At 53.3% G+C, this 20,787-nt stretch carries 15 protein-coding genes; all 15 read left to right on the forward strand.

The window, feature by feature from the left end:
- Positions 1–216 precede the first annotated feature (216 nt).
- From PHR44_01370 to PHR44_01440, 15 genes are read left to right on the forward strand one after another with little or no spacing between them, the layout of a single operon-like run.
- Positions 217–993, forward strand: a complete 777-nt coding sequence (locus PHR44_01370; GenBank protein ID MDD4909318.1) for an ABC transporter permease — start codon at positions 217–219, stop codon at positions 991–993.
- Positions 994–3,705: an ABC transporter ATP-binding protein gene (locus PHR44_01375; protein ID MDD4909319.1), complete on the forward strand. Its 2,712-nt coding sequence runs from the start codon at positions 994–996 to the stop codon at positions 3,703–3,705.
- Positions 3,699–6,872: a radical SAM protein gene (locus tag PHR44_01380; GenBank protein MDD4909320.1), complete on the forward strand. Its 3,174-nt coding sequence runs from the start codon at positions 3,699–3,701 to the stop codon at positions 6,870–6,872. Before PHR44_01375 ends, PHR44_01380 begins: the two co-directional genes overlap by 7 nt.
- A gap of 5 nt (positions 6,873–6,877) precedes the next feature.
- A complete protein-coding gene (locus PHR44_01385) occupies positions 6,878–9,082 on the forward strand; it encodes a radical SAM protein (GenBank protein MDD4909321.1) in 2,205 nt (734 codons plus the stop codon).
- Positions 9,079–10,398 carry a radical SAM protein gene (locus PHR44_01390; protein ID MDD4909322.1) on the forward strand — a complete coding sequence of 440 codons (1,320 nt, stop codon included), beginning with the start codon at positions 9,079–9,081 and terminating at the stop codon, positions 10,396–10,398. The genes PHR44_01385 and PHR44_01390 overlap by 4 nt, the downstream gene beginning before the upstream one ends.
- Positions 10,398–11,453, forward strand: coding sequence for a radical SAM protein (locus tag PHR44_01395; protein ID MDD4909323.1), 1,056 nt, complete (start codon positions 10,398–10,400; stop codon positions 11,451–11,453). The genes PHR44_01390 and PHR44_01395 overlap by 1 nt, the downstream gene beginning before the upstream one ends.
- Positions 11,454–11,455: 2 nt before the next feature.
- Positions 11,456–12,460, forward strand: coding sequence for a radical SAM protein (locus PHR44_01400; GenBank protein MDD4909324.1), 1,005 nt, complete (start codon positions 11,456–11,458; stop codon positions 12,458–12,460).
- Positions 12,447–13,733, forward strand: a complete 1,287-nt coding sequence (locus PHR44_01405; GenBank protein MDD4909325.1) for a GDSL-type esterase/lipase family protein — start codon at positions 12,447–12,449, stop codon at positions 13,731–13,733. Before PHR44_01400 ends, PHR44_01405 begins: the two co-directional genes overlap by 14 nt.
- Positions 13,720–14,727 (forward strand): radical SAM protein, encoded by a 1,008-nt coding sequence (locus PHR44_01410; protein MDD4909326.1) that lies wholly within the window; start codon positions 13,720–13,722, stop codon positions 14,725–14,727. The genes PHR44_01405 and PHR44_01410 overlap by 14 nt, the downstream gene beginning before the upstream one ends.
- The gene (locus PHR44_01415) at positions 14,702–15,772 is read left to right on the forward strand and encodes a radical SAM protein (protein ID MDD4909327.1); all 1,071 of its coding nucleotides are present in this window, start codon (positions 14,702–14,704) and stop codon (positions 15,770–15,772) included. The genes PHR44_01410 and PHR44_01415 overlap by 26 nt, the downstream gene beginning before the upstream one ends.
- A complete protein-coding gene (locus PHR44_01420; protein MDD4909328.1) occupies positions 15,765–16,763 on the forward strand; it encodes a radical SAM protein in 999 nt (332 codons plus the stop codon). Before PHR44_01415 ends, PHR44_01420 begins: the two co-directional genes overlap by 8 nt.
- A complete protein-coding gene (locus PHR44_01425; GenBank protein MDD4909329.1) occupies positions 16,753–17,739 on the forward strand; it encodes a radical SAM protein in 987 nt (328 codons plus the stop codon). Before PHR44_01420 ends, PHR44_01425 begins: the two co-directional genes overlap by 11 nt.
- The gene (locus PHR44_01430) at positions 17,736–18,806 is read left to right on the forward strand and encodes a radical SAM protein (protein ID MDD4909330.1); all 1,071 of its coding nucleotides are present in this window, start codon (positions 17,736–17,738) and stop codon (positions 18,804–18,806) included. The genes PHR44_01425 and PHR44_01430 overlap by 4 nt, the downstream gene beginning before the upstream one ends.
- Entirely contained in the window at positions 18,772–19,815 is a 1,044-nt protein-coding gene (locus PHR44_01435) for a radical SAM protein (protein ID MDD4909331.1), read from the forward strand. Before PHR44_01430 ends, PHR44_01435 begins: the two co-directional genes overlap by 35 nt.
- On the forward strand, positions 19,802–20,782 hold the full coding sequence (locus PHR44_01440; protein ID MDD4909332.1) for a radical SAM protein: 981 nt from the start codon (positions 19,802–19,804) through the stop codon (positions 20,780–20,782). The genes PHR44_01435 and PHR44_01440 overlap by 14 nt, the downstream gene beginning before the upstream one ends.
- The last annotated feature ends 5 nt before the right edge of the window (positions 20,783–20,787 follow it).

Here is a 20,787-nt window from a genome sequence, read left to right on the forward strand (position 1 = left end):
ATATACCGTTCTCTGATGTTCTCTAACTGATAAACTGATGTTCTGATATACGCAGTTAACCCTGATAACCTTTACTTATCCGTAACCATAACCGATAAACGTAACCCAATACCCGTTCCCTCCCTAGATTTTCATTGTAAAAGCCGCGAAAATATGATATAAAATCAGTTATACACCGAGTCCCGAGCCCTCCCAGCAGGAGACAATTAATACAAGATGTCCGGTTATTTTCTGAGGCTAATCAAGGCGCGGCATATTCTGCGAAGCATGGTCCTGAAGAACTTGAAGGACAAATATGTCGGCTCAACACTGGGTATCTTCTGGGCGGTGATAAACCCCCTGTTGATCATGTCGGCCGTATCCTTTGTTTTCACTCAGGTGATGCAAACCCCGATACGGCGCTACCCGCTGCTGGTATTAAGCGCCTACCTTCCCTGGAATTTCTTCGTTAACTCCGCCACTGAAAGCGCCGCCTGCATAAGGCAGAATCAAGGCATACTCTCTCAATACACCATCCCCCGCGAGGCCATACCCGTATCAGTCGCGCTCGCCGATTTCCTGAACTTTTTATTCGGATTCGCGGCGATGCTGCCGATATTCATCTTCATGAACAGGGGGGCCGCGGGATGCCTGTGGCTGCTGCCTTTGGTAATGGCCCTGCATCTGGCATTCACCGTCGGGATCTCCTTATTGTTCAGCATCATCAATATATATTTCAGGGATTTTTCCCAGCTCCTGGGAGTGGGAATGCTGTTCTGGTTCTGGGTCACGCCGGTCTTCTACACCCTGGAGATGATGCCTGCCGGCCTTCGCGGGGCATTCCTGGCCAACCCCGCCACATGCTATACGGTTATTTACAGGGAATTATTATATAACGGCCGCTGCGGCGGCATATCCATGTGGGTATTGGCCGTTATCTTCGCTTTGGCGAGTTTGGCGGGTGGATACATCTTATTTGCCGCCAAAGAAAAGGATATCCTCAAGCATATTTAGATGATAACGCTGGAAGACGTTTGGCTGAAATACAGGATAGCGTTCAAGGAAGGCGCGAGGGCCGTTTGCGAGGATTTCTGGGCGCTTAAGGGCATAGACCTGAATGTCGGCAAGGGAGAGTGTTTCGCGGTCATCGGAGAGAACGGCTCAGGCAAGACCACGCTCCTGAGGGTGATCAGCGGCATGCTAATGCCTGACAAGGGCAGGGTGCGCCTGGGAGGAAGGGTCGCCGGGCTTATGGAGATACAGGCCGGTTTCCATCCTGAACTGACCGGCAGGGAGAATATCTACAATATCTCGGCGCTTTCAGGCCTGAGCGCCGATGAGACAGGCGCCTGTTACGCGGACATGGTTGAGTTTGCCGCCATCGGCAGGTTCATCAACGCCCCGGTAAAGACATACTCCCAGGGCATGCTTGTGCGCCTTGCCTTTGCCATAGCCATACACGCGCGCACCGACATATTGCTGGTTGACGACATATTCGCGGTAGGCGATATTTATGCCCGGCGCAAGTGCATTAATAAGATGTTTGAGCTGAAGGATAAGGGCCTGACCATTATTTTTGTTTCTCATGACCTGGATATTGCCAGGCGGCTGTGTAAAAGAGGCGTGCTGCTCAGGGAAGGCAGGGTTATCAGGGCCGGTTCAATAGACGGACTCGTCAGTTATTATCTTGAGACGGTAGGCAATAAGGAAGGTATAGCCCTGCTGCAAAAAGGGCGGCTGGCAATTATTTTTAATAACGGCAAGCTGATCATCAGGTGGAACGACTCCGCTCTTACCAAGGGCGCGGCCGGGCATACGGTGATGAGCTCTTCGGGCAGGACATATCAGTCAGATACCGCCTCCTGGATTATCCGGCAGCCGGCGGCAGCCGATGAGATCGTTGCCGTAGGCAGGTGGCCGGATATGCCGGCTGAGCTTATCTGGAAGATACGCTGCCGCGGCGAAAAGGAATTCAGCTGGGATGTAACTCTGCAGGCGCGCGCACAGGCCCGGATAGAGGATTACACGGCCAGATTGATCCTGACCGACGAATACGAGGGCTGGTTTACATCGCAGGAGGAATACGTTTTTCCGGAGGCGTTCCTGCATGAGAACGAATGGCAGAGCCGCCGGATAGACGATCATCTTAACTGGCTGATAGGGTTAAAGACGGGAGCCGATAGCGGCGAAGGCCTGCCAACGCTTGTTTTAGACAGCTCAGGCGCGGATAAACAGGGCGCCTGCCAGATCGGCAATACCGGCATTGAGGCCTCTGCCAGAGGTATTCAGTTCAATTACGTTAATCCGGAACCAGAGCATGCCGCGGGCAGCTATAAGTTTTTTTCAACCGGCGTGAAGTTATTTGAGGAGCGGGACAGGCAGGATTTTGAATGTTATATGGCGCGGGCAAGGCAGGCCGGCAGGCGCAGGATCATCAGCCGCGGCCCGCTCGCCCTGTGTTGCGGGCAGCGCAAAATAGAGATTTTCCTGCGGGATGCGCTTTTAAGCAGCGGCGCGGGGCTGGATACGAAATTCATCTGGCAGGGCCGTACCTACAGCGCCGCCGGAGGTAACTGGTCCGTAGAAAAAGAAGGAGATAATTATCTTGTAGTTAATATCTTTTGGGGGCCCGAAGCGCCTTTTTTCCAGGTATGGAGAATGGAACTGCGGGATGAGTCCGCCATTTTCTGGCAGGCGGATATGGAAATAAGAGATGGGCTGGAGATCAGGAACAGGCAGGTTGAGCTTTTTCTCAGCGGCCGATATGACAGGTGGTTTACGCCTTCGGAAAACGGCGACTTTGGGGCAGTGGAAAAAAAAGGCAACACAGTCATACTAAGTAAATACATAAACGATTTTTCCGGCGTAGAACAGTCCTGCCTTATGCCGGCGGTTACCTTCGCCAATCAAGACGGCCGCGCCAGAGTGTCGTATATTTCCCGGGGCCAGGACAAGGAATTAAATACGAAGCTGCATTATCTGGAGATAGATCCCGCCGCTGACGCGGCGCTTGAAGCAGGCAGGCACGCCTTTTTTAAGGGGGCCATAAGGATAGCGCCCAGGCAGGGACAAAAAGGCGTTGACGCGGTTGTCAATAATAACGGCGCGGCCGCGGCGATAAATTTTAACGGCGTTTCTCTGGATTTCAGGCACGGCAGGATGCGTCTTTTCTATGAAGGCGTTGAATTGACAAAAGGGCTGGGCCTTTACTCTGCGGTTTTGCATGAAGGCAACTGGCATGATTCTTCGCAGGGACTATGGAAGGTCGAGGCCTCGGACAGGGAAAGGTTCGTCGCCGTGGGCCGCTGGCCGTGGCTGCCTGTCAGGCAGGAATGGGAAGTAACGCTATTGGATGGCCGCGATATCATCTGGCGCATAACCAGGGATACCCGGGACGGCTTTGATCCCGACAAGGAGCAGGTTAACCTGATGCTGTCGGATAATTACCGGGAGTGGTTTGTCCGGGAAAGGGCGCGGGGAAGGTTTCCCGAAGAGTTTGCCGAGCATACCCGCGGCGGGTTCTGGGAGCGGTTATGGTCGGCGGCAGCGCAGTCGCCGGTCGGCGCCAAAGGGCCTGGGCTGCCGTCTGTCCTCCTGGACTGTTCAGAGAGCCCGGTTCCCGGCCGCCTGTGCATTGAGAACACGGACGCGTTATTCAAGGCCAGGGTCCTGCAGTGCGAATCGGCGCAGCAAAAACATTTTAGCGGAAAGATAAAGATATGCTGAAGGGCCTTTTATTTAATAACAGGAACAGGCGCGCGATAGAACGCGCCGGCATAAAAATAGATATTGATGAAGAGCGCCGCTTCAGGATCTACCATAACGGCAGCGAGCTCAGCAAGCTGCAGGGCATGCGCGTCTGTTTGTTTTCAGAGGGCAGATGGCACTATTTTCCCGCCAAAGACAGTATCTTGAAGATAAGCAGGCCCGATGAAACCAGTTTTAGTTTGCGGCTTTACAATAGAACGCTGCCTGTTGTCCTGCATTGGGGAATGGAGCTGGGTGAGGGCAGCCGGTTGAAATGGAGCGTGGAATTAGAGCTAAAGGGGCCCATACGGCTGGATGCCGTGAAGGCCGTAGTGCTCCTCAGCCGTTCCTATAAAAGCTGGTTCTCTTATTCCGGCGCTAAAGAGGGCCTGTTCGCTGATAGCGCCGGAGAATTCCGGCAGGAGATCGGTATTGCCGATTCTGATTTTTTAAGCATTGGCGCGGACAGGCCGGAAATTGCCACGCTGCTGTTAAGGGCGGTTGATTCGCCTTTAAATGTTTCTTTGTGTAACACGGATGATCTGTCTTCCTCGCGTGAAGTTGATCTCTGCTGCAACGGGCAGAAGGAATTTTATGCCCCCGGCAGGCACTCTTGTTTTCAGGCGGTTATTGAACTCTGCGGGGATAAGTCCGCAGTAGAAAATATCATTCAGGATGTAAAAGGCAGAAAGAGGCGCGAAGAAGAAGAGGCGCTGCGTAAAAAGGAAGAGGAGCGCCTGGCGGAAGAAGAACAGCGCCGGCTAGAGGAAGAACGCCTGCGCCAGGAGGAACAAAGGCGCCTGGAAGAAGAGCGCCGAAAACAGGAAGAGCTCAAGCGCCTGGAAGAAGAGCGCCTGAGAATTGAGCGCGCGCGGGACCGGCAGCGGCGCACGCTTGAGGCGGGTGATTTCAGGATTTATTTTGACTACAATAACCGTTTCCATTTCTACCACAGGAATGAGGAGTTTACCAAGGCGCATGGCCTGCATACGGGTATATTTTCAGAGGGCCGCTGGTATGGTTCGGCGGATTCAGAGGCCGCTATAGAGAATAGTGAGCCGGGTAGATTAAGGATCAATTTCAGGCACAGACATCTGCCCGTTATTCAATCCTGGGACCTGCGGTTAGATTCCGCGGGAGTAATCAGGTGGAGCGTTGATATGCGGCTTGAGCAGCCGTTAAGGATAGAGCGCAGGAACGCCTGCCTGTTTTTGTCCCGCGCCTATGACAGGTGGCTTGCGCCTCCGGACGCGGGGGCGTTCCCCGCGGCATTCGGCCTGCAATGGCAGATGGCCAGCCCTTCGGAGAGCAGGCCGGGCTTTATAGGGCTGACGTCCGGGATGAAGCAGCTGCCGGGCATAACATTAAAGGGCTCCGAAGACGGCGGCCGCCTGGCTGTTCATAACGCGGATATGGATGTCTCATCCCGCGTCCTTGAGGAGCGTTTTGAAGAGCGCGTAGAGTTTTACAAGGCAGGCGATTACTCTTTCTCGCGGGCGGTCATCCGGCTTTATAATGATAACGCGGCCATCGAGGGCGCGTTCAAAGAGGCGGAAGAAAAAGAGAACGCGCTCAGAGAGTTGCGCAAAGAGCGGCTGAGGCGCGCCGCCGGGCTAAGGCAGGGGAGAAAAGAATTTGAGGGGCTGCGCCTGCGCCCCGCGGCCTCGCGCGTCGTTATTTACGGCGATTCCCAGGGCCTGCACGATAAGATCAGCGGCGAGGCAGGCGGTTTTAACAGGGCCGTAGCGTGCATTAAGGCAGAAAGCGGCACAGCCGCGGTAGGTATCTCACGGTTTAATTTCTTCAAGATCCATGAGGTCGTCCAGTTCATCTCTACTTTGAGGAACGCGCGGATCGATACGCGCCCTGTCTGCCTGCCGCTGTTTCCGGCAAGCGGTATTTACTCCAGTTTTCTTAATTACATAAAGGAGATCAAATCTCTCGTCGCAGGAAAGGGCATCGAACTTTTCTTAAAAGACGTTGATCTGCTCAAACTCCTGCAGGCTGTGTCTTCGCAGTCCAATAGAGATAACGAGAGGGACCTGCTGCGGCTTCTGGGGCTGATAGCCGAGCATCCCTTTATCGGGCCGCAGACGCTGGTCCTCGACACAACGCATAAATGCAATACAAACTGCGCCCATTGCTGGATACACAACCCCCGCAGCAAGACGCCCCCCGCCGTGCTCGAATCAAAGATGGACGACCGCCTGTACAGGAAGATCATTGACGACGCGGCAGCCATTTTGAGCGACGAGGTCATAATACAGGGCGACGGAGAGCCGCTTCTGGACGACCGCTTTATCGAGATGGCGCGTTACGCCAGGGACAAGGGGTTAAAGGTCCTGTTCTTTACCAACGGCATACTCCTGGATGAGGCGACGGCTAAATGCCTGATAGACCTGGAGGTCAATGAGATATTCTGCAGCCTGCCCGCCGGGACCGACCTGACCTACAGCTGGATAAATTCGCGGCAGTCAAAAGACACCTTCCACAGGATCGTCGGCAATCTGAAAAACCTGATCTCCCTGAGGAACGGCTCGGGCAGGCCCCTGCCGCTTTTGCAGATGACCCACGTGATACACAATATGAATTGCCATGAGATCGAGCAGATGTCCGCTGTTGACGCGGACATAGGCGCGGACAGGGCACGCTTCTACCTGGCCCGCCTTGACGAGAACATCGCGCATTTAAAGATACTATCTTCACAGGTAGAGGCGCTAAAGGCATCCCTGCGGAAGGCCGCCGCGTTGCTTAAAGAAAGCAAAATAGACCTGCAGGACAATATTTTTTTCCAGCTGGACAATTATCAGCCGGAGACCGGTTACTGGTCGCAGGGCCGTTTTCTTGAAACGGGCTGCCCGGTGGGGTGGTTTTTCGCGCTGATATTGGCTGGAGGAGAATTGAGCATGTGCTGCCATATGCGGGTGGTCGGGCGCCTGGGGGAAAGATCGCTGAGGGAGGCGTGGAATTCCCGGGAATACAACGATTACAGGGTCAAGGCCAAACATATGCGGGACAATATGGACGCGCGTTTCTCAAACGGCGTCAAGCTTTACGATGATTTCTGCAATCATTGCGATACGCATCAGGTGATCTTAAGGATAAACGGCCTGCTGGAGCGATACGGGCTGAAGAAATTCTTATAAAAGATATGAAGATATCATTGGTAAATCTGCCCTGGAGGAGTTTTGGCAGGGAGGGGGTGAGGGCTGGTTCCCGCTGGCCGCATTTGAAGGCCCGCTCGGAGAAAGAATATCTGCCTTTCCCCTTTTTTCTCGCCTACGCGGCGGCGCTGCTTAAAAAGAACGGATTTAACGCGCGGCTCATTGACGCCATCGCCAGCGGCCTGTCTTACAGGCGGTTTTCGCGCCGGATGCGCTCCAGCCGCCCCGACATCCTGGTCTGCGAGACGTCCACGGTGACCCTCAAGCATGACTTGCGGGTCCTGAAGGGCCTGGGGAGCAAGGCGGAGATCATCCTTTGCGGCCCGGATGTCAATATCCGCCGGCCGGATTTTCTCAGGGAGAACGGATTTATAAAATATGTGCTGTCCGGAGAATATGAATTTACGCTCCTTGAACTGCTGCAGCATCTTGATGAGGGCCGCGGCCTTGATGAGGTAAAGGGGATCATATACCGCTCTAACGGCGGCGTGAAGATCAATCCCGCGCGGCCCCTGGTTGACCTGGACCGCCTGCCCTGGCCTCTGCGCGAAGGCCTGCCGATGTCGCGTTACAACGATGCCCCGGGAGACATACCCATACCGTCGGTGCAGATGATGGCCTCACGCGGCTGCCCGTTTCGCTGCAAGTTCTGCCTCTGGCCGCAGGTGATGTATCAGGGCAGCCATTACAGGGCCAGGAGCGTCGTGGACGTCGTTGATGAAATGGAATACCTGGTCAGGAATTCGGGATACAGGTCGGTCTATTTTGACGACGATACCTTTAACTGCGGCAAAGAAAGGATGCTCGGCCTCTGCGCTGAGATCAAGAAGAGGGGCCTGAATATCTTCTGGGCGATAATGGCAAGGGCCGACCTGATGGATGAGGAGATCCTGGTGAATATGAAAGAGGCGGGGTTGTTTGCCGTCAAATACGGCGTGGAATCCGCCGATAACTCCCTGTTGGACAATATCAATAAGGGTATGTCGCTTGAAAAAACAGAGGCCGTCATCAAGATGACCAGGGCGCTGGGCATCAAGACCCACCTGACCTTTACCCTGGGCCTTCCGGGAGAGACCAGGCAGACCATAAAAAAGACGGTTGATTTCGCCTTAAAGGCCGATCCGGAATCGCTTCAGTTTTCCCTGGCTACGCCGTTTCCGGGAACGGAGTTCTACAGGGAGATGAAGGAGAACGGCCGGATAATCTCCGCTGATTGGGCAAGATACGATGGAAGCCGCAGCAGCGCGCTCGCCTATGACGATCTCTCCGCGGGCGAGCTTGAGCGCGCCATGAGGTCGGCTTACAGGCGGTGGGCAATGCACCGTTTGAAAAGGGCCCGTTTTGACCGATTGGGGCTAAAGGCGTATTGCCGCTATTCCCTTGTCAATTCAATAAATAGCAACGGAATTGTCATGACCGCTTATAAGGTTTCGCGGTTTGCTTTCAGGTACGCGCTTATGCACGTGAGGGAGGCGTTGGTGTCCTCGCCCCGTAAGATTGAAAACATCGCGCGGGAAAAGGGGTTGAAACTGGGAAGGATGTCCCTGGTCCCGGACGGCCGCGGCCTGAGTTTGTTCTGGGGCGGCCTCAAGTTGACCCGCGGACGCGGATTTTACAGCTTTCTAAATTTTGAAGGCGCGGATAACGGCAGCGACGGCGCGCTTAAATGGGACACGCAGAGGCCGGACGCGGGCAGCATTATATTGAGGCGCCTGTATGACGGCGCCGGCATTGAGGAGATATGGAAGATAACCGCGCTGGATGAAAAGCAGATCGGCTGGGACGTGGATATTGAAATAAAAAAAGAGACGGGTGTGCGGCAGGAAGATATCGGCCTGGCGCTTACGCGCAAATACCGCAAGTGGATAGAAGAATGGGGCGAGGGCAGGTTTCCCCCTTTGAACGATTACCGCGAAGTTGAGCTCAGGAACGCGCGCAGCGCCGTTGTCGGCGTAAGGGGCAGGAGGGCATTGAGGAATACTCTGCCCACGGTCCTGCTTGACCTGTCCGCCGGCAATAACGGTTTTCTCCCGTCGGTAGGGAACTCGGCAGAAGGGCATCACGGCCGCCTGCTCGGGGTCAGGCTCGCGCGAGGGGCCCGCGTCCGCAGATACGCCGCCGGAAGGCACAGGTTGTTGTCGGCCAGGATAAAGATAGTGGAAGAGGATTTCGCGAAGGGCGGGCGAAGATGAAGAGCGGCTCACGCTGGGTGAAGTTCAGGGATAGGCTGAAAAACAGCGGCCTGAAGGATACGCTGAGGACGGCTATGCTGGAATTGAGGCCCGGGCGTTTTTTCGGGGATTATCTTGATGTGCTGGGGGTGCTGGACGGGCTGCACGCTTATAAAGGCCCGGAGTTCGCCCAGATAGACCTTACCAACGACTGTAATAATAATTGTATCGGCTGCTGGTGCAATTCGCCGCTTCTCGGAGACAAAAGGATAAGGTCCGGTGATAAAAGGCGGACACTGTCCCTTAAAAGCGTGCTGAAACTTCTTGATGAGTTGTCCGCCATGGCCACGCGCCATATTTATTATGCCGGCGGCGGCGAACCGTTCATGCACCCCGATATTATGGAGATACTCAGATACACAAAGCGGAAAGGGTTTGTCTGTTACGTAAATACCAATTTTACCCTGCTTGACGAAGAGAAGATAAGGAAGATCGTAGATTTGAAGGTTGATCATCTGACCGTGAGTGTCTGGGCGGCAACGCCTGAGGCCTACTGCTTCACGCACCCCAACAAGGAGGGGGCGGATTTTCTGAGGATAAAGGAGATGCTTTCGCTGCTTAACCGGATCAAGCGCGGATACCCGGTAGTCAAACTATACAATGTGATCTTCAATATGAATTACCATGAGCTTTCCGCCATGGTGGATCTTGCCGCGGACACGAATTCAGAGGCGGTTGAATTCACGGTCATCGATACCATCCCCGGCAGGACGGATAAGTTGTTGTTGAACCCCCAAGAGCGCAGCGCGTTGTTGGAGGAATGCAGGAAGATTGAACAGCGCAGCGCGAACGCGCATCTTCGGCCGCGGCCGCAGATAATGAATTTGCGGCAGTTCGCGCGCCGGATCGAAAACGCGGCCTCCTCAAGCGCCGAATATGATTCAGATGTGATCGGCAGCATGCCTTGCTACGCCGGATGGGCGTTCACGAGGATACTGGCCGACGGCAGCGTGAATTCCTGCCTGAAATCCCACCGTTTCCCCGTGGGCAATATCCGCCAGGAGAGCTTCAAGAAGATATGGAACGACAGGCGCCAGAGGTATTTCAGAAGGAAGGCCTACCATCTGGATAGATCGGACCCCTTTTTCAAGATCATAGGCAACGACCCTGATTCGGCAATGGGCTGCTATAAAAGCTGCGATAATCTCGGACATAACATGGAGATGCACGGCAAGATGTCCGCTTTGAGCGCCCGCCAAAGAAGATGGCTTGAACGCGCGGCAGGGATCATGAAGTCAGGGCGCAGATATTACTACGGAATGGCCGGAGGTAAATAATGGAAAAGCTGAAGCCCGGGTTCTGCTGCCCCGGGATAACCGATGACTGCATGCTGCGCTGCCGGATGTGCGACAAATGGAAGGCGGACAAGAACACCTACGGCAGGCCGCGCCCCACGCTCGAAGAGTGGAAGAGGGCGGCCACGCAGCTCAGGGAGCTGGTGGACGAGGGATTTGAGATAGATATTGGTGGAGGAGAAGCCCTGCTGGTGGACTGGCTCTGGAGTTTTGTGCGGCATTGCGCGGACAGCGGTTTCAGGGCGACCATAGCCAGCAACGGATACCTGGTTGACGAGGAGATGGCCAGGAAGATCGCCGGCTCCGGGCTTTCCAGCATCATCTTTTCTTTGGACAGCTTGGACCACCGGGTCCATGATTATTGGCGCGGCAGGCAGGGCGTCTATGACCGGGTGATGCGGGCTATTGAGAATGTGGCGCGCTTTGCCCCTGATGTGCACATAGGCATTTGCAGCATCATAATGGAAAATACCCTGGCAGGAATGGTCAAGCTGGCTAAATGGGTAAACAAGGACCCGCGGCTTAAATCGGCCTATTATATGGTGCCGATGCAGCCCAACAATACTTACTGGGGCAAGGATGGTTTTGATAAATACTGGTTTAAGTCAAAGGAATACGGATTCTATTGGCCGCAGAATACCGCTAAGGTATTAAAGGTCATAGATGAGCTTATCCGCAGGCGCCGGGCAGGAGAGTTGATCGGGAATACCGTTGTCCAGCTTGAGGCCTATAAGAATTATCTGGCGCATCCGGAGCGTTTCGTGAAAACCGCCCCCTGTAATCTTGACCGCGCCCTGCACATCAGTTCTGTGGGAGATATATTTTTATGTTATAACTGGCCGTCCCTGGGCAACATCAGGAATAAGGAAGACGACCTGCGCGAGATCTGGTTCTCGGAAAAGGCCGAGGCAGCAAGAAAGAATATCAGGGAATGCAGGGAAAACTGTCATTTCCTGTTGAACTGTTTCTTTGAAGGGGATTACCCCTTTACCACGGTGGATGAACATAAGCAGGCGTCAATTTTAGAAAAGACATGATCGTGAAGCCGAAATTCTGCTGCGTGGCGGCTACGGATTACTGTATGCTGCGCTGTAAAATGTGCAATAAATGGCAGGAGAGGTCCCCCCGGCCCGACGAGGTCCCTTCCCTGGATGAGTGGAAGAACTTTATCGCCGCTTTCAGGGAGCTGGTGGACGAGGGTTTTGAGATGGATTTCGGCGGCGGCGAGGCGTTGTCGCTGCCGGGCATCCTGGAACTTGTAAAATTCGCCAAGGGCAGGGGCTTCCGTACCACCCTTGCCTCCAATGGCTATCTTATAGATAAAGAGATGTCCAGAAGGATAGCCGACTCCGGCCTTGATGCGGTCAGCCTGTCTCTGGACAGCCCTTATCCTGAAGTCCACGATAAGATGCGCGGCGTAGAAGGTGTTTATCAGCGCGTAATGGCCGCGCTGGATAATCTCTCTTTATATTCCCCTTCAACCAGAAAGGGCCTTTGCTGCATAATTATGAATGAAAATATGGACAGTTTGATACGGCTGGCTGATATGGCTGATAAAGACCCCCGCGTTGACTGGCTTTATTTTATGTCGGTGGTCCAGCCCAATTACAGCGGCCCGCTGGACAGCGCCTGGCGCGATGAATACAGCTATCTTTGGCCGCGGGATACCAGGCGGCTGCAAGACATAATAGATGAGTTGATACGCAGGAAGGCTGACGGCTCAAAGGTGAGCAACCGGCCCGAGCACCTGCGCGCCTACAAGGCCTATTTCGCCGACCCAAAGACGTTTGTGAACAAGGCGAAGTGTATCGTGGGCGGGGCGGCGATAAGTGTGAATACCTACGGCTTCATTCAGCTTTGTTTTTTCATGGATTTTATCGGCAACATCAGGAAGGATGATATCCGCAAACTCTGGTATTCTCAGGGCGCGGAGTCGGTAAGAGGCAAGGTAGGCGCCTGCAAGGCCAATTGCCATCTGCTTCTTAATTGCTGTTATATAGAAGACGATCCCGAGTTATATTCCGTAAATAATGAAAGCCGTTAGATTCTGGCTTGTGTCGCTATTTGCCGCCGCCGTATTGCTGGAGGCGGTATTAAGGGTTTCCGGGTCCGCGTATGCCGGGGCTCATTGGTTGAGGCAGGGCCTGTCAAGAGGCAGCCAGGGCAGGCCTTTTACCGTACTTTGCCTTGGTGATTCTTTTACCTTCGGCGTAGGCGCCGCCGCCAAAGACAGCTATCCGGCGCAATTGCAGCGGATGCTGCAGGGCAACGGAGAGAAAGGATTCCTGATAATTAACGGCGGACGGCTGGCGAATACTTCTTCTCTGCTCCTGGAAAATCTGCGCTCCGACCTGGATACTTACAGGCCGGACTTGCTGGTGATCATGGTCGGCTGTAATAATTATTGGAATCTCCGCGGCAGCAGCTATTTCCATCTCAAGGGCGAAGGCGCGGGATTCCGGCAGAAACTGGACAGCGTAATGAGCAACCTGCGTTTCTACCAGGCATGTAAGATAGGTTATTTGAATCTGAAGTCAAGATTGAATAACCGGCGCAGGCAGCCGGATATTGCCGGCGTCCCCGATATGAAGGCGCGGCGGATAGACCCTGACGCTGACCGGCTGGTGGTGGAAGCGCAGAAGCTATACGAAACAGGCGAGTACGCGCTTTCAAGAGAAAAGTTGGACGAGGCGCTGGCGAGGGACGAATTCAGCCACCGCGCCCATTTCTTGTCGGCCATGCTGCTGAATATAGAAGGCAATGATACGGCGGCAAGGGATGAGCTCTGGCGGTCTCTTCAGGCGGCCAGGGAAACCGGCGAATGGGACGGCGGTTTCTTTTGCAATATTATTAATATTTGTTTACGGATTGAGAAAGACATCCCCGCGCAGCGAAGGCAGTTGTCAAAGATGAGGGAGTTCGCGGCGCTGCACGCGCCGCCCGATAAGAAACAGGATATCCTTTCGCTCTTGGACGCGAAGGCAGGGCTGTTGGATGATAATAGCGATATGTATGAGGTCGCGAGGTTTGATATCGGACGGGTCGCCGGCCTGGCAAGGCAGCGTGGCTGCGCGGTCATACTCCAGACATACCCGGCAAAAAGCGATCTGAATTCAATGTTAAGACGGGTGAGCAAAGAATACGGCCTTGTTCTGGCAGATAATGAATTATTCTTTGAAGAGAGAGGCAGAGAAGGCCCGTTAGGGGATCTTTTCGTGGCTGACGGCCACTGTTCAGCTGCCGGGTATAATTTGATCGCCGCAAACGTCTACGCGGCATTAGCCGATAATGGCTATATCAAAAATGCGAAAAGATAATACCGCCTGCGTTCCACGTTATTGCTGCTGGGTGATAAATTACCGCTGTATGCTCAGGTGCAAGATGTGCCATATCTGGAATACCGATTATGATCCGGCGCAGGAAACGACCATGGAGCAGAAGAAGCGGCTGGTGAGCTCGTTGAAGGGCGTGGTGGAGCCGGGTTTTGAATTTCATCTTTCAGGGGGCGAGCCCTTGATCAGCGAAGGCATACTGGAGCTGGTGGATTTTATCGCCGATCAGGGCTATAAGACAAACCTGGTTACCAACGCCTTCCTCATTGACGAGAGAATGGCGCGGGATATTGCCGCGTCTTCTCTGGGGACCCTGACCATTTCCCTGGACGGGATAAAAGCCGAGACGCACGATTTTATCAGGGGCGTAAACGGCAGTTACGAGAGGATAATGAAGGCGATCGGATATGTTGATAAATTCAGGAAAGGCGATGCGCCGCGCATTTCTATCCTGACCACAATTATGGAGCGCAATATTGATGAGCTTTTGCGATTAGCGGATTGGGTGCAGAGCGACAGGCGGCTGGAGATGATCAGCTTTCAGGCCATAACCCAGCCGTTCTGCGAGGAGGCGGATCAGGCCTGGTTTACAAGGGAGAAAAACCGCGCGCTCTGGCCGCAGGACGCGGAAAAGACAGCGGCCGTTATGGATAAATTGGAGCAGCTGAAGCGGCAGGGCCGCAAGATCGGCAACCACCCGGACCACTTCCGCCATTTCGGGGAATATTTCAGATCGCCCGATACGTTCTTGAAGAAGATAAAATGCAACCTCGGCGATTATGAGTTCCACATTGACCCATACGGCAAGGTCTTCTTCTGTTGCCTGGTTGAACCCATCGGCAATATCAAGTCAGACGATACGGCGAATATCTGGTTTACTCCCAATACCGCCAGGATCAGGCAGGAGGTTTATAACTGCCGTCGTAATTGCCATATCATGATCAACTGTTTCTATGAAGAAGAGAAATCCGCTGCTTGATTTATTATTTCCGGGAAAGATGAGGCCTGCTCCGGCATTCTGCCTTCTGGTCGTCTCCAAGGCATGCACGTTCAGATGCAAGATGTGCAATATGTGGAAGAGCGCTGGGCGCAAGATAGACAGGAAGGAGCTTACGCTTGATGAGATAAAGGGCTTTGTGGATGACCTGAGGAATGTCACCACCGAGCCGATATTTATCCACCTCATCGGAGGCGAGGCGTTGTTGAGGAAAGACCTGATGGAGATCATCGCCTACATCAGGAAAAGGGGATTCAACGCCTCTATCACGACAAACGGATATTATATAGACGAGGAGATGGCCGGGAGGATCGTGGCCTCGGGCCTTACCGGCATATTCCTATCCCTGGACGGTTATAAGGAACAGACCCATGATTATCTCCGCGGAGTTGAAGGCAGCTACAAAAAGGTGATGGATGCCATAGAGCTGCTGGACCGGTATCGCGGGACCGATAAGTCCAACCGGCTGAGTATAGGGATCACCACGACGTTGATGAATAGAAATCTGGATGAGGCGCTTGATCTGGAGCGATGGGCAAACGCCAACGACAAGATAAACGATTTTTTCATCAACGCCTGCCTGCAGCCGTTTGACTGCGACGGCTATGAGCGCGACTGGTATAAGAACAGCAAGAACAGCGATGTCTGGCCGCAGGATATAGCTAATGCCTGCGATGTCCTGGAAGAGTTGGCGCTGCTTAAGGAAAAAGGGCATAAGATCTGCAACCCCCCTGAACAGCTGCGCCTGGTAAAGGAGTACTTCCGCAATCCCTACAGGTTCATTCACGACAGCCGGCTGAAATGCCCGAGGGGAGACCTGGCGCCGGAGATAAACGCCTACGGAGACATAAATATGTGTTTTTATATGGAGCCGCTCGCCAACATCAGGGACAGGAAATTTTCCGAGGTCTGGTCTTCCCGGATGATGGATAAGGCCAGAGAAGAGATCAACAGCTGCAAAAAGGACTGCGATATCGTAGTCAACTGTTTCTACAAAATAGAGAATATAGCCGATAGCCGTGCTTAATAAGAAAGAGAAAATAGCCGCGCCAAGGACCTGCCTTCTGACGGTCACCAACCAATGCTGCCTGCGCTGCCGTATGTGCCGGCTTTGGAAGCTGGATACCATAAAAGACGAAGTAAACATTGAGGATTGCCGAAAATTCGTTGATGCGCTAGGCGGCTTCGGCCCGGGCCCCATGGAGGTGCACCTTATCGGCGGAGAGGCGCTGACCAAAAATGGCATATTTGATCTTATCCGGCATATCAGCGCCAAAGGGTGGCGCACTGTAATGACCTCTTCAGGATATACCATAGACGAGCCGACAGCGCGGGCGCTGGTTGAGGCGGGCTTAAGCATGTTGAACTTGTCGCTGGAGAGTATGGATCCTTCGGTCCACGACCACTTAAGGGGGCAGGGCGGTTGTTTCAGCCGCCTTATGGAGGCGATCCGGCATCTGGGCAGGCATAAGAATGATTCTTTTAAGCTGGGCATTAATTCCGTTATTTCCGCGGCCAATCTGGAAGATATCGCTGAGTTAGCAGAGTGGGTGCAGGGTAACGACATCCTGGATTCCATTTATTTTATGGCGGTTATGCGGCCTTTCGGCTCAGGGGCGGATTGGGATTGGTTTAAGCAGGAGGAATACCGCCATTTGTGGCCTTCAGACCCGGCAGGCGCAGGTCGCGTTCTGGACCGGCTTATCCGTTTAAAGGAAGGCGGCTCCTCTAAAATAGAAAATCCCGCCGGACAGCTGGAGTCGTTTAAGTCATATTTCCGCGACCCGTCCCATTTTATAAGATCCAACCGCTGCAATGTTTCGGAACAGGCGGTTAACGTCAACGCAGTAGGCGATATGTATATCTGTTTCTTCATGGAAAAACTCGGCAATATCAGGACCGACAACGTCGTTGAACTCTGGTATTCGGAAAAGGCCGATGAGATACGCAGAAAGATGCGCGCCTGCAGGAGCAACTGCGAGCTGGTAGTGAACTGCTATTATGAAAATGAGCGTTAAAAAACCGGATTCCTGCTCCATAGTCCTTCTTACAAATTGTCTCCTGAAGTGCAGGATGTGCCGGATGTGGAAGTCAACTGATGATCCGATGCGGGTCTCCACACAGCAGTGGAAGGCGTTTATAAGTTCGCTTGACGGCCTGCTGGGAGGCCCGCGGGAACTTGTTTTCAGCGGAGGCGAGCCGCTGCTCAGGAAGGACATCCTGGAACTGATCAGGTTCGGGACGGACAAGGGCTTTAAGACGCTTATGCCTTCCAACGGCTATCTTATAGACGGGGATATGGCAAGGCGCATAGCCGATTCCGGCCTGAAAGAGATATTTATCTCGCTGGACAGCGTTGATCATGAAACGCACGACTTTTTAAGGGGCGTTGACGGCGCGCACAAAAGGGCGATGTCGGCATTTGACAATCTGCGCAAGCACTGCCCCGGCCTGAAAATAGGGATAATAACGGTGATATCGGGGCGCAATTATGCCGAAGTTGCCGGGGTGGCCAGATGGGTAAAGGATACCGGTTTTATAAGCGGCGTATATTTTCAGGCCGTCGCAAAGCCGTTTTTTGCCACGTTAGGCGATGATTGGTACAGGCAGGAGCCCTACGCGTTACTCTGGCCCGGGGATACCGCGAAGATGCTTTCCGCCATCGACGAGCTTATAGCGATGAGAAAATCGGGTTTTCCCATCCATAATTTCCCGCTTCAGCTGGAGATATTCAAGGCGTATTTTCAGGACCCGCAGAAACGCGCCAGAAGGTCAAGGTGTTATGCCGGCGACTATGTGGTCAATCTTAATCCCGCGGGAGACATATCTCTGTGCTGCTTTATGGAGCCGTTGGGCAATATAAGCAGCGACGACATCGGAGAGTTATGGTTTTCCCAAAAGGCGCAGGGTATGAGGCAGAGGATGCGTGAATGCGATGTCAATTGCAATAACATGGTAAATTGTTTCTTTAAAGAAGACGAGGAGGCCGGATGAAGCCGGGCAGCAGGGATTCTTTTTTCAGCCGGCTTAAGGAGCGGATAGAAAAGACCGGCTCAGGAACGGGCAAGCCGTTTTTCTGCGACTTATTGATCTCGGAAAAATGCAATTCCCGCTGCAGGACATGTTATTTCTGGAAGAATGGCATAGAGGAGCGTTTGACGCTTGAGGAATGCAAGGGCTTTATCAGCGGCTTGAGCGGCCTGGCGGCGGCGCCTTTTGAGATAAACCTGGGAGGCGGCGAACCGCTGTTGAATGAAGGCATTCTGGAGCTGGTTAAGCATTGCCGCCGGCTTGGTTTGCAGCCGACAATATCCACTAACGCGATGTTGATAGACGGAGATATGGCCAGAAGGTTGTCGGAGAGCGGGCTGCACAGATTAAGCCTGTCCTTAAAGGGATTTAGTGAAAAGACGCACGATTTTCTCACTGGCGTAGACGGCTCATACCGTAAGTTTATGGCCGCGCTTGAACACCTGAGGCGGTATTGGCGGGGCAAGGATCTAAATATCCATACAATTATATTGGAACAGAATCTTGATGAAATAATCGGGCTTACGGAATGGGTAAATAAAGACGATCTTTTTACCGGCATAGCTTTCCAGGCGCTTTCCCAGCCCTTCCGCACTGATCAGGTTGATAACTGGCATACAGGCGGTGAATACAGCTATCTCTGGCCCGGGGACAGCCATAAAGTCAATTCCGTGTTAGACGCGTTAGTAGAATTTAAGTCGTCGGGTTACCGCATCCTGAACCCGCTGCCTCAACTGCTGATCTATAAGAGGTATTATCAGGATCCCGGGGCATTCGCCCGGGTGCACCGTTGTAATTCCGGTGATTATATTTTTAATGTCAACGTGCTGGGGCTGGTGCATCTTTGCTGCTTTATGCAGCCCATCGGAAATATAAATAAGAGCGATATTAAGGCGATATGGCATTCCAGAGAGGCGGCCTCAACAAGAGAGGCGATGCATAACTGCCAGAAGAGCTGTAACAACATCTTGAACTGTTATTTTCAGGAAGAAGGCGATGAAGGCGCGGGAAGCGACGCTGAAAAGCTGTGATCTGATACTTACGCATTGCTGCAACTTGCGGTGCAAGATGTGCTATTTATGGGACCGCCGTGAGTACGGCAATAAAGAAGGGCAGTTGGGCTTAGAAGAGTGGAAACGTTTCATCGATGCCCTTGTCCCCTTTTCCGGAAAGGAGCCGATACGCCTGCATTTCGGGGGCGGTGAGCCATTTTTGAAAAAAGGTATTTTAGGCCTTGTAAAACACAGCAGCCGGAGGGGATTTACCACGATGACCACCTCCAACGGGTTCCTGCTTGATAAGGGAATGGCGCGTAAAATAGCCGATTCGGGGTTGTCGCATATAACCCTGTCTTTAGACAGCATGGATGAGCGGGTCCATGACTATATACGCGGGACCAGGGGCAGCCATTCCAGGGTCTTGAGGGCGATCGATGTGCTTAGCAGGCAACGCGGGCGCCCGACTATCGGGATAAATTGCATAATTTCGGACATAACACTGGATAGCGTCATCCCTATGGCGGAATGGGCCATCAATGACGACAGGATTTCCGGCATTATATTCCAGGCGGTTGTCCAGCCGTATGAGACGGCGCCCGATGAGGCCTGGTATGAACAGGAGAGGTTCGGGGAGCTTTGGCCTCGTGACGGCGGGAAGGTCGGCTCTGTGCTTGAAAAGCTTATCGCTTTAAAGATCCGGGCGCGCGCGGATAGAGGCATAGGCGGGGGCGACGGCGATAAGATAAGCAATCCCGTATCCCAGATATCCGCTTTCGCAGAGTATTTCCGCCATCCACGGGAGTTTATACACAACAGGCCCTGTCCGCTGGATAGTTCTTCGCTGCTTGTGAATTGGTCCGGGGAGCTGCATTTATGCGGAATGCTGCAGCCGGTGGGCAACGTCAGGCGCCTTGACCTGAAAGATATTTTGTTCTCAGGGGCGGCCTCGGAAAGGCGGGAGGAGATAAGGTCATGCCGCAGGGGCTGCAATAATAAGGTCAATTGTTTTTTTAAAGAGGCCGTTGCCGATGATGGAAATTAAAAAACCGATATTCTGCGATATAGGGATCACCGAAAGATGCATGTTCAGGTGCAGGATGTGCAGGTTCTGGGAGACAGCGGAGAACAGGCCGGAGCTCTCAGGCCGGCAGTGGATAGAGTTTATAGGGTCGCTTAAGGAATCCTGGGGAAACGATATCAGATTGCATTTTGCCGGAGGGGAGCCGTTATTAAAGGATGGTTTTCTGGATATATTGGACTTCGCCAATGATGCCGGCTTCAGGACTTTTATCGTGACCAATGGCTTTCTTATGGATGAGAACATCGCCGGCCGGCTAACGCGTTCCGGCACGGAAGGCATCACGATCTCTCTGGATAGCCTGGACGCGCAAACACATGACTTCCTGAGGGGCACCAGAGGGGCCCATAGGCAGGCAATAACGGCGATCGGCCATTTAAGGGAAAAAGGCGCCAAAGGCATAACCGTACTCGCGGTGATCATGGGCTATAATCTCGGCCATATAATAGAGCTTGCCGATTGGGCGCAGGCCAATGAGCATATAAGCTCCATATATTTCCAGGCGATATCGCAGCCCATTGCCACGGCTAAAGACAGCCGGTGGTATGAGAAGGAAGAATTCAGCTGTCTCTGGCCCGGCGACCTGGCGCGCCTTGACTCCGTGATCGAGCGGCTGGCAGATTATAAAAGACGGGGGTATAAGATATCCAATTCAATAAGCCAATTGGAGATGTTCAAAACATATTTCCGGCAGCCTGAGAGGTTGTTTGAAGGCATGGTGTGCACACAGGGCGACTACGTGATCTATATCCGCCCCGGGGGCGATGTCCTGCTTTGCGGCTCTATGGCCCCCATCGGGAATGTGAGAGAAAACAGTATAAAAGACCTTTGGGATTCCCCTGAGGCTTCCTTGAGGAGGGAGCAGATCCACAATTGCCAGGAGGCCTGCCTTAACGTGATAAATTGTTTCGTAGACAAAGATCTGCCTTAGTTGAT

It is taken from the genome of Candidatus Omnitrophota bacterium (assembly GCA_028707125.1).
Taxonomy (GTDB): Bacteria; Omnitrophota; Gorgyraeia; order Gygaellales; family JAQTUX01; genus JAQTUX01.